Consider the following 13,398-nt stretch of genomic DNA (forward strand, 5'->3'; position numbering starts at 1 on the left):
AGTTTTGAAATAATCTGAAATATTCATTGACTGAAAGCGCTTTTAAAATTAATATAATAACATAAGTGCCAATAATATTATTACAACTTAACTAAGAAATAACTATAAAGTAACAATTCGACGAAAGGAGAGAGCAAATATAAATGATGACACTTTCGAGTGATTTTTTATATAAAAGCTGTTTTGAATTGTCGAAACGTGGGTAAGTCATTATAGGCGTAAATATAGATAACTGAATATTCGGTTTATATCTCTGTATAAAAACTGGGAGGATTTGAAGATGAATAAAAATAGCAGCCAGTATTCATTTTTGAGAACCATCATTTTAGTATCGACGTTCGGGGGGCTTCTTTTCGGTTACGATACAGGTGTAATTAATGGAGCGCTTCCTTTTATGGCGAAAGCTGACCAGCTTAATCTTACGGCCCTGACTGAAGGCATGGTGGCAAGCTCCCTTCTCTTGGGGGCTGCGATCGGCGCAGTTTTCGGAGGGCGGCTGTCAGACTATAACGGCAGACGTAAAAATATCCTTTTCCTTGCCGTTTTGTTCTTTGCGGCGACGCTGGGATGTACACTGGCGCCTAACGTATCGGTTATGATTATCTCTCGTTTTCTGCTGGGGCTTGCTGTCGGGGGAGCTTCCGTAACAGTTCCGGCATACTTGGCTGAAATGTCGCCGGCGGAAAGCCGGGGGAGAATGGTTACCCAAAATGAACTGATGATTGTAACGGGCCAGCTGCTTGCCTTCACGTGTAATGCCATCATCGGCAATGTGCTCGGTGATACGTCCCACGCTTGGCGTTACATGCTCGTTATCGCGGCTCTTCCGGCGGTATTCTTGTTTTTCGGTATGCTGAAAGTTCCCGAAAGTCCGCGCTGGTTGGTTTCTAAAGGAAGAAAAGAAGATGCTTTGCGCGTTCTCCGGCGAATACGGAATGACGAGAAAGCAAAGTCAGAACTCGCCGAGATTGAATCTGCTTTTCATAAGGAAGCGGAGATGGAGCAGGCGACATTTAAGGACCTTGCCGTTCCGTGGGTGCGCCGCATTGTGTTTATCGGAATCGGAATTGCTGTAGTGCAGCAGCTCACCGGCGTAAATTCAATTATGTACTATGGAACTCAAATACTAAAAGATGCCGGCTTCGAAACAAAAGCTGCATTGATCGGCAATATCGCTAACGGTGTGATTTCCGTGCTTGCGACTTTTGTAGGCATATGGCTTCTCGGCAGAGTCGGCCGGCGCCCGATGCTGATGACGGGGCTGATCGGAACGACTGCCGTGCTGCTGCTGATCGGCATTTTATCTGTCGTGCTGAAAGGATCCCCTTCACTTCCTTATGTAGTTCTTGGGTTAACCGTCACTTTCCTTGCGTTTCAGCAGGGAGCGGTTTCTCCTGTGACCTGGCTGATGCTGTCGGAGATATTCCCGCTTCGATTGCGGGGGCTTGGTATGGGAGTCACTGTCTTCTGCCTTTGGATCGCGAACTTCCTTGTCGGTTTAACTTTCCCGGTTCTGCTCGCAAACATCGGATTGTCTGCAACCTTCTTTATTTTTGTTCTGTTAGGAATAGCGTCCGTCATATTCGTGAAAAGGTTCCTGCCGGAAACAAAAGGTCTGTCGCTTGAACAGCTTGAACAAAACTTCCGTACTTATGAAAAACCAGAGCGAAAAAGTGCAGAGGTCAAGGTGAGCGGGTAATCAAGAGAGATGCAGGGTTCTTAGGAATCCTGTTTTTTATTTTCTATATATAGAAGGAAGTAATAAGCGAGAAAAAACTTTTGTAAAAGTGTTGACGCGATTTAAGGGGGCATGGTATATTATTAAACGTCGCTGATGAACAAAGCGATCACGCTAAAAGAGAAAATGAGCTTTTGAAAAAAGACTTTACAAATTCTCAGAAACGTGTATAATAAATGAGGTTGAGAAAACAACTTCAAAAAGAAATAAAAAAACACTTGACATCATCACTGATTGATAGTATGATAGTTAAGTCGCCTGATAAGCGCCCGTAGCTCAATTGGATAGAGCGTTTGACTACGGATCAAAAGGTTAGGGGTTCGACTCCTCTCGGGCGCGCCAATTTAAAATGCGGGTGTAGTTTAGTGGTAAAACCTCAGCCTTCCAAGCTGATGTCGTGAGTTCGATTCTCATCACCCGCTCCATTATAATGATCTTTGAAAACTAAACAAGACAAAACGTACCTGTTAATTCAAAGTTTTAAATAAATCGCACAGCGATGTGCGTAGTCAGTCAAACTAAGGTCTGCACGATGCAGATCACACAGACGTTACTGCAGGATGCAGTGAACTTAGTCTGTGATCCATTTATCGGAGAGTTTGATCCTGGCTCAGGACGAACGCTGGCGGCGTGCCTAATACATGCAAGTCGAGCGGACAGATGGGAGCTTGCTCCCTGATGTTAGCGGCGGACGGGTGAGTAACACGTGGGTAACCTGCCTGTAAGACTGGGATAACTCCGGGAAACCGGGGCTAATACCGGATGGTTGTTTGAACCGCATGGTTCAGACATAAAAGGTGGCTTCGGCTACCACTTACAGATGGACCTGCGGCGCATTAGCTAGTTGGTGAGGTAACGGCTCACCAAGGCGACGATGCGTAGCCGACCTGAGAGGGTGATCGGCCACACTGGGACTGAGACACGGCCCAGACTCCTACGGGAGGCAGCAGTAGGGAATCTTCCGCAATGGACGAAAGTCTGACGGAGCAACGCCGCGTGAGTGATGAAGGTTTTCGGATCGTAAAGCTCTGTTGTTAGGGAAGAACAAGTGCCGTTCAAATAGGGCGGCACCTTGACGGTACCTAACCAGAAAGCCACGGCTAACTACGTGCCAGCAGCCGCGGTAATACGTAGGTGGCAAGCGTTGTCCGGAATTATTGGGCGTAAAGGGCTCGCAGGCGGTTTCTTAAGTCTGATGTGAAAGCCCCCGGCTCAACCGGGGAGGGTCATTGGAAACTGGGGAACTTGAGTGCAGAAGAGGAGAGTGGAATTCCACGTGTAGCGGTGAAATGCGTAGAGATGTGGAGGAACACCAGTGGCGAAGGCGACTCTCTGGTCTGTAACTGACGCTGAGGAGCGAAAGCGTGGGGAGCGAACAGGATTAGATACCCTGGTAGTCCACGCCGTAAACGATGAGTGCTAAGTGTTAGGGGGTTTCCGCCCCTTAGTGCTGCAGCTAACGCATTAAGCACTCCGCCTGGGGAGTACGGTCGCAAGACTGAAACTCAAAGGAATTGACGGGGGCCCGCACAAGCGGTGGAGCATGTGGTTTAATTCGAAGCAACGCGAAGAACCTTACCAGGTCTTGACATCCTCTGACAATCCTAGAGATAGGACGTCCCCTTCGGGGGCAGAGTGACAGGTGGTGCATGGTTGTCGTCAGCTCGTGTCGTGAGATGTTGGGTTAAGTCCCGCAACGAGCGCAACCCTTGATCTTAGTTGCCAGCATTCAGTTGGGCACTCTAAGGTGACTGCCGGTGACAAACCGGAGGAAGGTGGGGATGACGTCAAATCATCATGCCCCTTATGACCTGGGCTACACACGTGCTACAATGGGCAGAACAAAGGGCAGCGAAACCGCGAGGTTAAGCCAATCCCACAAATCTGTTCTCAGTTCGGATCGCAGTCTGCAACTCGACTGCGTGAAGCTGGAATCGCTAGTAATCGCGGATCAGCATGCCGCGGTGAATACGTTCCCGGGCCTTGTACACACCGCCCGTCACACCACGAGAGTTTGTAACACCCGAAGTCGGTGAGGTAACCTTTATGGAGCCAGCCGCCGAAGGTGGGACAGATGATTGGGGTGAAGTCGTAACAAGGTAGCCGTATCGGAAGGTGCGGCTGGATCACCTCCTTTCTAAGGATTTTAACGGAATATAAGACCTTGGGTCTTATAAACAGAACGTTCCCTGTCTTGTTTAGTTTTGAAGGATCATTCGATTCTTCGAGATAATGTTCTTTGAAAACTAGATAACAGAAGTAATTCACATTCAATTGTAATGCAAGAAATCACGTAGTGATTCTTTTTAACGGTTAAGTTAGAAAGGGCGCACGGTGGATGCCTTGGCACTAGGAGCCGATGAAGGACGGGACGAACACCGATATGCTTCGGGGAGCTGTAAGCAAGCTTTGATCCGGAGATTTCCGAATGGGGAAACCCACCACTCGTAATGGAGTGGTATCCATATCTGAATACATAGGATATGAGAAGGCAGACCCGGGGAACTGAAACATCTAAGTACCCGGAGGAAGAGAAAGCAAATGCGATTCCCTGAGTAGCGGCGAGCGAAACGGGATCAGCCCAAACCAAGAGGCTTGCCTCTTGGGGTTGTAGGACACTCTGTACGGAGTTACAAAGGAACGAGGTAGATGAAGAGGTCTGGAAAGGCCCGCCATAGGAGGTAACAGCCCTGTAGTCAAAACTTCGTTCTCTCCAGAGTGGATCCTGAGTACGGCGGAACACGTGAAATTCCGTCGGAATCCGGGAGGACCATCTCCCAAGGCTAAATACTCCCTAGTGACCGATAGTGAACCAGTACCGTGAGGGAAAGGTGAAAAGCACCCCGGAAGGGGAGTGAAATAGATCCTGAAACCGTGTGCCTACAAGTAGTCAGAGCCCGTTAACGGGTGATGGCGTGCCTTTTGTAGAATGAACCGGCGAGTTACGATCCCGTGCAAGGTTAAGCAGAAGATGCGGAGCCGCAGCGAAAGCGAGTCTGAATAGGGCGCATGAGTACGTGGTCGTAGACCCGAAACCAGGTGATCTACCCATGTCCAGGGTGAAGTTCAGGTAACACTGAATGGAGGCCCGAACCCACGCACGTTGAAAAGTGCGGGGATGAGGTGTGGGTAGGGGTGAAATGCCAATCGAACCTGGAGATAGCTGGTTCTCTCCGAAATAGCTTTAGGGCTAGCCTCAAGGTAAGAGTCTCGGAGGTAGAGCACTGATTGGACTAGGGGCCCCTACCGGGTTACCGAATTCAGTCAAACTCCGAATGCCGATGACTTATCCTTGGGAGTCAGACTGCGAGTGATAAGATCCGTAGTCGAAAGGGAAACAGCCCAGACCGCCAGCTAAGGTCCCAAAGTATACGTTAAGTGGAAAAGGATGTGGAGTTGCTTAGACAACCAGGATGTTGGCTTAGAAGCAGCCACCATTTAAAGAGTGCGTAATAGCTCACTGGTCGAGTGACTCTGCGCCGAAAATGTACCGGGGCTAAACGTATCACCGAAGCTGCGGACTGTTCTTCGAACAGTGGTAGGAGAGCGTTCTAAGGGCTGTGAAGCAAGACCGGAAGGACTTGTGGAGCGCTTAGAAGTGAGAATGCCGGTATGAGTAGCGAAAGAGGGGTGAGAATCCCCTCCACCGAATGCCTAAGGTTTCCTGAGGAAGGCTCGTCCGCTCAGGGTTAGTCGGGACCTAAGCCGAGGCCGAAAGGCGTAGGCGATGGATAACAGGTTGATATTCCTGTACCACCTCCTCACCATTTGAGCAATGGGGGGACGCAGGAGGATAGGGTAAGCGCGGTATTGGATATCCGCGTCCAAGCAGTTAGGCTGGGAAATAGGCAAATCCGTTTCCCGTGAAGGCTGAGCTGTGATGGCGAGCGAATTATAGTAGCGAAGTTCCTGATTCCACACTGCCAAGAAAAGCCTCTAGCGAGGTGAGAGGTGCCCGTACCGCAAACCGACACAGGTAGGCGAGGAGAGAATCCTAAGGTGATCGAGAGAACTCTCGTTAAGGAACTCGGCAAAATGACCCCGTAACTTCGGGAGAAGGGGTGCTCTGTTAGGGTGCAAGCCCGAGAGAGCCGCAGTGAATAGGCCCAGGCGACTGTTTAGCAAAAACACAGGTCTCTGCGAAGCCGTAAGGCGAAGTATAGGGGCTGACGCCTGCCCGGTGCTGGAAGGTTAAGAGGAGCGCTTAGCGTAAGCGAAGGTGCGAATTGAAGCCCCAGTAAACGGCGGCCGTAACTATAACGGTCCTAAGGTAGCGAAATTCCTTGTCGGGTAAGTTCCGACCCGCACGAAAGGCGCAACGATCTGGGCACTGTCTCAACGAGAGACTCGGTGAAATTATAGTACCTGTGAAGATGCAGGTTACCCGCGACAGGACGGAAAGACCCCGTGGAGCTTTACTGCAGCCTGATATTGAATGTTGGTACAGCTTGTACAGGATAGGTAGGAGCCTTGGAAACCGGAGCGCCAGCTTCGGTGGAGGCATCGGTGGGATACTACCCTGGCTGTATTGACCTTCTAACCCGCCGCCCTTATCGGGCGGGGAGACAGTGTCAGGTGGGCAGTTTGACTGGGGCGGTCGCCTCCTAAAAGGTAACGGAGGCGCCCAAAGGTTCCCTCAGAATGGTTGGAAATCATTCGCAGAGTGTAAAGGCACAAGGGAGCTTGACTGCGAGACCTACAAGTCGAGCAGGGACGAAAGTCGGGCTTAGTGATCCGGTGGTTCCGCATGGAAGGGCCATCGCTCAACGGATAAAAGCTACCCCGGGGATAACAGGCTTATCTCCCCCAAGAGTCCACATCGACGGGGAGGTTTGGCACCTCGATGTCGGCTCATCGCATCCTGGGGCTGTAGTCGGTCCCAAGGGTTGGGCTGTTCGCCCATTAAAGCGGTACGCGAGCTGGGTTCAGAACGTCGTGAGACAGTTCGGTCCCTATCCGTCGCGGGCGCAGGAAATTTGAGAGGAGCTGTCCTTAGTACGAGAGGACCGGGATGGACGCACCGCTGGTGTACCAGTTGTTCTGCCAAGGGCATCGCTGGGTAGCTATGTGCGGACGGGATAAGTGCTGAAAGCATCTAAGCATGAAGCCCCCCTCAAGATGAGATTTCCCATTCCGCAAGGAAGTAAGATCCCTGAAAGATGATCAGGTTGATAGGTCTGAGGTGGAAGTGTGGCGACACATGGAGCTGACAGATACTAATCGATCGAGGACTTAACCATTTTTGAATGTATGCTTACTGTTATCTAGTTTTGAGAGAACACTCTCAATGGTTTGGTGGCGATAGCGAAGAGGTCACACCCGTTCCCATGCCGAACACGGAAGTTAAGCTCTTCAGCGCCGATGGTAGTCGGGGGTTTCCCCCTGTGAGAGTAGGACGCCGCCAAGCTTTTCTAAAATTTTATCATCGCGGGGTGGAGCAGTTCGGTAGCTCGTCGGGCTCATAACCCGAAGGTCGCAGGTTCAAATCCTGCCCCCGCAACCAAAAAATAAAAATGGTCCGGTAGTTCAGTTGGTTAGAATGCCTGCCTGTCACGCAGGAGGTCGCGGGTTCGAGTCCCGTCCGGACCGCCATTTTCATTGTAAACGAAACGATCATGTTTTCGTTTTTTTTGTGTTTTCTTTTAATACTTTCAGCTTGGTTTCTAACCAAGCTTTCTTTTATACCGTTAAAGTCTTGGATATTGAAACATAATCCGATACACTAGAAAGAGCTGTATTTCACAAGAGCGTCAGAAAGGGAGACGGGAGAAACATGGACGAGTTTGATTTGATTCACAGTATTACTCCGCATTCGCATTATCATCCTTCCGTCGATGTTGGGATCGGTGATGATGGTGCGGTATATACAGCGTCATCTCACATGCAGCAAATTGTCTGTTTAGACACGATGGTGGAGGGTGTCCATTTTAAATCAGAGTACTCCTCTCCTCAAAATATCGGTTATAAGGCGCTCGCTGTTAACATTAGTGATGTGGCGGCGATGGGAGGCATTCCGAAGTTTTATCTGGTGTCTCTTGCCGTTCCCTCCTGCTGGCAGAAAGCTGATGTCCAGGCAATGTATGAAGGGATGGCGGAACTGGCGAAACTATACCGGATGGATTTGATCGGGGGAGATACCGTTTCCGCTGCCGGTCAAGCCGTTATTACCGTTACGGTCATCGGAGAAGTTGAAAAGAATCGAGCTTGTCTGCGAAGTTCGGCAAGACCCGGGGATGTCGTTTTTGTTACGGGAGAAATCGGCTCGTCCGCAGCGGGGCTGTCTCTTTTATTAGGAGAAACGCCTCCTTCTGCTTTTCATACGGGTGATTATTTTATCGAAAAACATAAACGGCCCGTGCCGAGGGTTCAGGTCGGCCGCTTCTGCTCTCAGCTTCAACGCGCCGCTCTGAATGATATCAGTGACGGATTGGCCAGTGAACTGCATGAAATAGCTGAGTCAAGCTCAGTTACGATAGAAATTGAAGAACAGCTTCTGCCGGTGCATCCGGATTTGCCTGAGGCAGATCCTCAGTGGAAGAGATGGGTGTTATTCGGCGGAGAAGATTATGAATTGGCTGGAACGGTCTCTCAGCAGGAGTGGATCTCTTTGCTTGATTACTGCACGCAGTCAGGCATTCCGATTGCGAAGATCGGAGCGGTGTCTGAACGGAAGGAAGCAAGTGTTCTTTTGACAGCAAATGATCAGAGACAAATCGTCCTTGAGAAAAAAGGATACAATCATTTTAAATAAGACGGGTGACTCACTTTGAAGACATTACAATGGAGAACGAAAAACCCTGAAGAAACGAAAGCCGTAGCCAAGCTTGCCGCTTCATTGGCAAAGCCGGGAGACATTCTGACACTGGAAGGCGACTTGGGGGCGGGAAAAACGACTTTCACAAAAGGGTTTGCCGAAGGACTGGGGATCACAAGAGTGGTAAACAGCCCGACCTTTACAATTATAAAAGAATACCATGATGGTTCGCTTCCTCTATATCATATGGATGTGTATCGCATGGAGGATGAAAGCGAAGACTTGGGCCTTGAAGAATATTTTGAAGGACAAGGCGTCTGTTTAATTGAATGGGCTCATTTAATTCAGGATCAGCTGCCCGCTGAACGGCTGCAGATCGTCATCAAGAGAGCCGGTGATGAGGAAAGGGACATTACCTTTACGGCTTGCGGAACACGGTATGAAACGCTTTGTGAGGAGATTAATAAACATGACAATACTGGCAATTGATACGTCAAATTACACGCTGGGTGCCGCGCTCGTTCGTGAGAAAACGGTGATGGCGGAGTATATTACATATTTAAAAAAGAATCATTCCGTGCGGGCGATGCCTGCTGTCAATTCATTGCTGGAGGATTGCGGCCTAAAACCGCAGGATCTCACGAAAATAGCGGTGGCGAAAGGACCAGGATCGTACACTGGTGTCAGAATCGGTGTGACGCTGGCGAAGACTTTGGCTTGGTCGCTGAAGCTTCCGATTTCCGCTGTGTCGAGCCTTGAGGTGCTGGCGGCGAACGGACGGCATTTTCAAGGTCTGATCTGCCCGTTATTTGATGCCAGGCGCGGACAGGTGTATACGGGACTTTATGAATATCAGGACGGCCGATTACAATCCGTTCTTCCTGATCAGAATGTGCTTTTGACTGATTGGCTCGGCATGCTGAAAGAAAAAGCGTCACCGGTTTTATTTTTAGGACACGATACAGCCATTCATGAAGAAACCATTCTGCATGAACTGACATCTCAAGCAGTGATGGGAACGGCTGCACAGCATAATCCGCGGCCGTCAGAGCTGGCGTTTTTAGGCTTGGAAAAAGAAGAAGCGGATGTCCACAGTCTTGTTCCGGATTATTTGCGTCTGGCAGAGGCTGAAGCGAAATGGATGGAATCTCAAAAATAGGGTGATGGGGATGAAAACGAAAACGGCGATTCGAAGCATGCGGCCGGAAGATATTGATCAAATTTATGAAATTGAAACAGCATCCTTCACTTCTCCGTGGACGAAGGATTCATTTTATCATGAGCTTTTGGAAAATCCGTATGCGCACTACCTTGTCATTGAAAAGGACGGCTGTCTGGCGGGGTATTGCGGAATCTGGATTATTATAGATGACGCGCAGATTACGAACATAGCCATTAAGCCGGAATACCGGGGCCAATCATTGGGAGAAGCGCTGTTTCGCGCTGCGGTAGAATTGTGCAGAGAAAAAAAGGCAAGGAGGCTCTCTCTCGAAGTCAGGGTCTCGAATCATCCCGCCCAATCTTTATATAAAAAATTCGGTCTTCAGGCCGGAGGAATCAGAAAACAATACTATACAGATAACGGGGAAGATGCGTTATTAATGTGGGTGACATTACATGAGTGAAAAACAAGATATTTATGTATTAGGAATTGAAACAAGCTGTGATGAAACAGCGGCTTCAGTCGTAAAAAACGGTAAAGAAATCGTTTCTAACGTAGTCGCTTCTCAAATTGAAAGCCATAAACGGTTCGGCGGGGTCGTGCCTGAAATTGCGTCCAGACATCATGTGGAGCAGATTACCCTAGTGATTGAGGAAGCTCTTTTAAAAGCGGAGATGGGCTTTGACGATCTTGATGCGATTGCCGTAACGGAAGGACCCGGGCTTGTCGGAGCCCTGTTAATCGGAGTCAATGCGGCAAAGGCGTTAAGCTTTGCCCATCAAATACCGTTAGTCGGCGTCCATCACATTGCGGGCCATATTTATGCAAACAGACTGGTAGGGGAGCTTCAGTTCCCGGCGCTTGCTTTGGTTGTGTCGGGCGGACATACGGAATTGGTTTATATGGAAGAGCACGGTTCATTCGAGGTTATCGGAGAAACGCTGGACGATGCCGCAGGCGAAGCTTACGACAAAGTGGCGAGAACGATGGGGCTTCCTTATCCGGGAGGGCCGCAGATTGATAAGCTGGCTGCTGTGGGAACGGATTCTATTCCGCTTCCGCGTGCGTGGCTGGATGAGGGATCTTATAATTTCAGCTTCAGCGGGCTGAAATCAGCCGTGATTAACACGCTCCATAACGCCTCGCAAAAAAATGAGGTGATTCCTCCTGAGGATCTTGCCGCAAGTTTTCAGCAGAGTGTCATTGATGTACTGACGGCAAAAACCTCTAAGGCCGCGAAAGAATATGGGGTTAAACAAGTGCTGCTTGCGGGAGGCGTAGCCGCCAACAAAGGGCTGAGAGCCGCTCTGCAGCAGGAATTCAGCCATCCGGGAGATCCTGAGCTTGTTATTCCGCCGCTTTCTTTATGCACGGACAATGCAGCGATGATTGCGGCTGCCGGAACCGTTGCTTTTGAAAAGGGAATCCGGGGTTCATATGATATGAATGGACAGCCCGGCTTGGAATTAACATCTTTTGATCGTCTCACGTTGTAAAACGTGAGGCTTTTTTTAATTTATTAACAGATAATTCTAATATATCCACAGGATTGTGAATATATTCAGAAATCCAGGCTGGATAAGGGTCTATAAGTTGTTAGTAAAGTGGATAAAGTCAGAAAATTTTGTGGATAGTGTGTATAAAGCGCTTACTTAAATAGCAGGCAAGGAGAAAAGCTGTGGATAAAAAAGCACCCCTTAAAGAGGTGCTTGACTTTTTCTATTCTTCTGAGGAGAGTTCTTCCCACTCCGCTAATAATCGTTCCAGCTCTTGATTCAGAGCTTCGTTCTCTGAGTGAATGGTCTGTACCTTTTCATGATCCTGATACACGTCAGGGTCGCACAGCAGCTCCTCATTGGCGCTGATTTTCTCTTCGGCGGATGAGACGGCTGCTTCGATTTCTTCAATGCGTCTCAGGCGCTGACGTTCTTTCTTTTTCCATTCTTTTTCTTCCTCGTATGTTCTTTTCGTGTCCTGTTTGACCTTGCCGGCAGGCTGTGCTTGCTCTTTTTCCTGCCGTTTCATTTCTTCCAATTCCAGCTGCTGGGCTTTTTTCTCGGTGTAATAGTCATAGTCACCCAAATATTCTTCGGCATGATCCGGAGACAGCTCCAGCACCCTTGTGGCGATCCTGTTAATAAAGTAGCGGTCATGCGATACAAATAACAGTGTTCCCGGATAGTCGATCAGGGCGTTTTCCAGCACTTCTTTACTGTCCAGATCAAGGTGGTTTGTCGGTTCATCAAGGATGAGAAAGTTTGCTTTTTGCAGCATCAGCTTGGCAAGCGCGACTCTTGCTTTCTCACCGCCGCTTAGAGAACGGACAGGTTTCAGGACATCGTCTCCGCTGAACAGAAAGTTGCCGAGGCATGTCCTGATCTCTTTTTCCGGCATGTCCGGATATTCATCCCACAGCTCGTCCAAGACGCGTTTGGATGAGGTCAGTTCGGCCTGCTCCTGATCATAATAGCCGATTGTGACATTGGAACCGTACGTGATCGATCCGGATTTCGGACTGAGCGTATTCGTAATGGCTTTCAGCAGGGTTGACTTGCCGATCCCGTTCGGTCCGACGAGGGCGGCGCTTTCCCCTCTTGTAATGCCGAAGGTCAGGTTTTTCAAAAGCGGCGGCTGGCCGTCATAGCTGATGGAAACATCCTGTACGCGAAGGACGTCGTTTCCGCTCTGTTTTGTAATGTCAAAACGGAAGGCGGCTGATTTTTCATCACCAAGCGGCTTTGCCATGACGTCCATCCGTTCAAGCTGCTTTCGTCTGCTCTGGGCTCTTTTCGTTGTTGATGCTCTGGCCAGATTGCGGTCGACAAAATCTTGGAGCTTGGCGATTTCGTCCTGCTGTTTTTCATACAGCTTCAGGTCTTTCTCATACTGCTCAGCTTTTTGTTCTAAATAGGCGCTGTAGTTGCCGAGGTATTTTTTGCTTTCTGTCCGTGAGACCTCGTACACTTGGCTGACGACTTTATCAAGGAAATATCTGTCGTGGGAGACAATCAGGATGGCGCCTGAATATCCCTGTAAATAATGCTCAAGCCATGTAAGCGTGTCGATGTCGAGATGGTTCGTCGGTTCATCCAAAATAAGCAGATCAGGCTGGGTCAGCAAAAGCTTGCCGAGAGCAAGCCTTGTTTTCTGACCGCCGCTCAGGCTTTGCACTTTCACGGAATCGTCAAATTTTCCGAAACCGAGGCCGTGAAGGATAGAACGGACGTCCGCTTCATACTGATAGCCGCCTTTATCCTTGAAGTCCTGCTGAAGTCTGTCATAGGTTTTCATCAGCGTCTCAAGCTCCGCGGGGGCGGCCGTAGCCATCTTTTCTTCAATAGAACGCATTTCTTTTTCCATTGCTTTCAGGAAATCAAAAACACTCAGCAGTTCTTCTTTTATGGTAAGCTGGGATTCCAAGCCTGTGTGCTGGGCAAGATATCCCATCGTTAATTCTTTCGGTTTGATTAATTCACCCTTTTCATATGAAAGGTGACCTGCGATAATTTTAAGGAGAGTTGATTTGCCGGCTCCGTTTCTGCCTACAATGGCGATGCGATCCCGAGATCTGACTTCAAGCTTTATATTGTTTAAAATAGGATCAGCGCCAAAAGATTTGGACAGCTGATTAATTTGTAAGATCATCATATTATTTCACCTCTGTTATAATAAGTTAAGTGTAGCTTATCAACCTGCTGTCAGCAAACAATACATCAGAATTGGAACATTATAGGATAAGACATC

The 13,398-nt window shown here is 49.0% G+C and carries 7 protein-coding genes, 4 tRNA genes and 3 rRNA genes; 13 read left to right on the plus strand and 1 reads right to left on the minus strand.

Features of this window, described 5'->3' with window-relative positions:
* Positions 1 to 280 precede the first annotated feature (280 nt).
* The 13 genes from AD710_RS10855 to tsaD all read left to right on the plus strand — a co-directional run bounded on the left by AD710_RS10855 (position 281) and on the right by tsaD (position 11,150).
* On the plus strand, positions 281 to 1,699 hold the full coding sequence (locus tag AD710_RS10855) for a sugar porter family MFS transporter (RefSeq protein ID WP_016937074.1): 1,419 nt from the start codon (positions 281 to 283) through the stop codon (positions 1,697 to 1,699).
* Between the two features lie 304 nt (positions 1,700 to 2,003).
* Positions 2,004 to 2,080: transfer RNA gene (locus tag AD710_RS10860), tRNA-Arg, on the plus strand.
* A 9-nt stretch (positions 2,081 to 2,089) separates the two neighbouring features.
* Positions 2,090 to 2,163 (plus strand) — tRNA-Gly (locus AD710_RS10865).
* Between the two features lie 162 nt (positions 2,164 to 2,325).
* A 16S ribosomal RNA gene (locus tag AD710_RS10870) occupies positions 2,326 to 3,875 on the plus strand.
* A 174-nt stretch (positions 3,876 to 4,049) separates the two neighbouring features.
* Positions 4,050 to 6,978: ribosomal RNA gene (locus AD710_RS10875) — 23S ribosomal RNA — on the plus strand.
* A gap of 51 nt (positions 6,979 to 7,029) precedes the next feature.
* Positions 7,030 to 7,145: ribosomal RNA gene (gene rrf, locus AD710_RS10880) — 5S ribosomal RNA — on the plus strand.
* The 16S, 23S and 5S rRNA genes sit together here with 4 tRNA genes alongside, the layout of an rRNA operon.
* A 19-nt stretch (positions 7,146 to 7,164) precedes the next feature.
* Positions 7,165 to 7,241 (plus strand) — tRNA-Met (locus AD710_RS10885).
* A 12-nt stretch (positions 7,242 to 7,253) separates the two neighbouring features.
* Positions 7,254 to 7,330 (plus strand) — tRNA-Asp (locus tag AD710_RS10890).
* A 181-nt stretch (positions 7,331 to 7,511) separates the two neighbouring features.
* The gene (gene thiL / locus AD710_RS10895; RefSeq protein WP_049627997.1) at positions 7,512 to 8,489 is read left to right on the plus strand and encodes a thiamine-phosphate kinase; all 978 of its coding nucleotides are present in this window, start codon (positions 7,512 to 7,514) and stop codon (positions 8,487 to 8,489) included.
* Positions 8,490 to 8,504: 15 nt separating this feature from the next.
* The gene (tsaE, locus tag AD710_RS10900; RefSeq protein ID WP_045926870.1) at positions 8,505 to 8,981 is read left to right on the plus strand and encodes a tRNA (adenosine(37)-N6)-threonylcarbamoyltransferase complex ATPase subunit type 1 TsaE; all 477 of its coding nucleotides are present in this window, start codon (positions 8,505 to 8,507) and stop codon (positions 8,979 to 8,981) included.
* The gene (tsaB, locus tag AD710_RS10905) at positions 8,962 to 9,651 is read left to right on the plus strand and encodes a tRNA (adenosine(37)-N6)-threonylcarbamoyltransferase complex dimerization subunit type 1 TsaB (RefSeq protein ID WP_049627998.1); all 690 of its coding nucleotides are present in this window, start codon (positions 8,962 to 8,964) and stop codon (positions 9,649 to 9,651) included. Before tsaE ends, tsaB begins: the two co-directional genes overlap by 20 nt.
* A gap of 10 nt (positions 9,652 to 9,661) precedes the next feature.
* Positions 9,662 to 10,117, plus strand: coding sequence for a ribosomal protein S18-alanine N-acetyltransferase (rimI, locus tag AD710_RS10910; protein ID WP_016937067.1), 456 nt, complete (start codon positions 9,662 to 9,664; stop codon positions 10,115 to 10,117).
* On the plus strand, positions 10,110 to 11,150 hold the full coding sequence (tsaD, locus tag AD710_RS10915; RefSeq protein WP_016937066.1) for a tRNA (adenosine(37)-N6)-threonylcarbamoyltransferase complex transferase subunit TsaD: 1,041 nt from the start codon (positions 10,110 to 10,112) through the stop codon (positions 11,148 to 11,150). The genes rimI and tsaD overlap by 8 nt, the downstream gene beginning before the upstream one ends.
* A gap of 223 nt (positions 11,151 to 11,373) precedes the next feature.
* On the opposite strand, the gene AD710_RS10920 is transcribed toward tsaD, so the two are convergent.
* Positions 11,374 to 13,302 (minus strand): ABC-F family ATP-binding cassette domain-containing protein, encoded by a 1,929-nt coding sequence (locus AD710_RS10920; protein ID WP_045926868.1) that lies wholly within the window; start codon positions 13,300 to 13,302, stop codon positions 11,374 to 11,376.
* Positions 13,303 to 13,398 lie beyond the last annotated feature (96 nt).

The sequence above is a fragment of the Bacillus sp. JFL15 genome, assembly GCF_001184225.1.
Classification (GTDB): Bacteria; Bacillota; Bacilli; order Bacillales; family Bacillaceae; genus Bacillus; species Bacillus siamensis.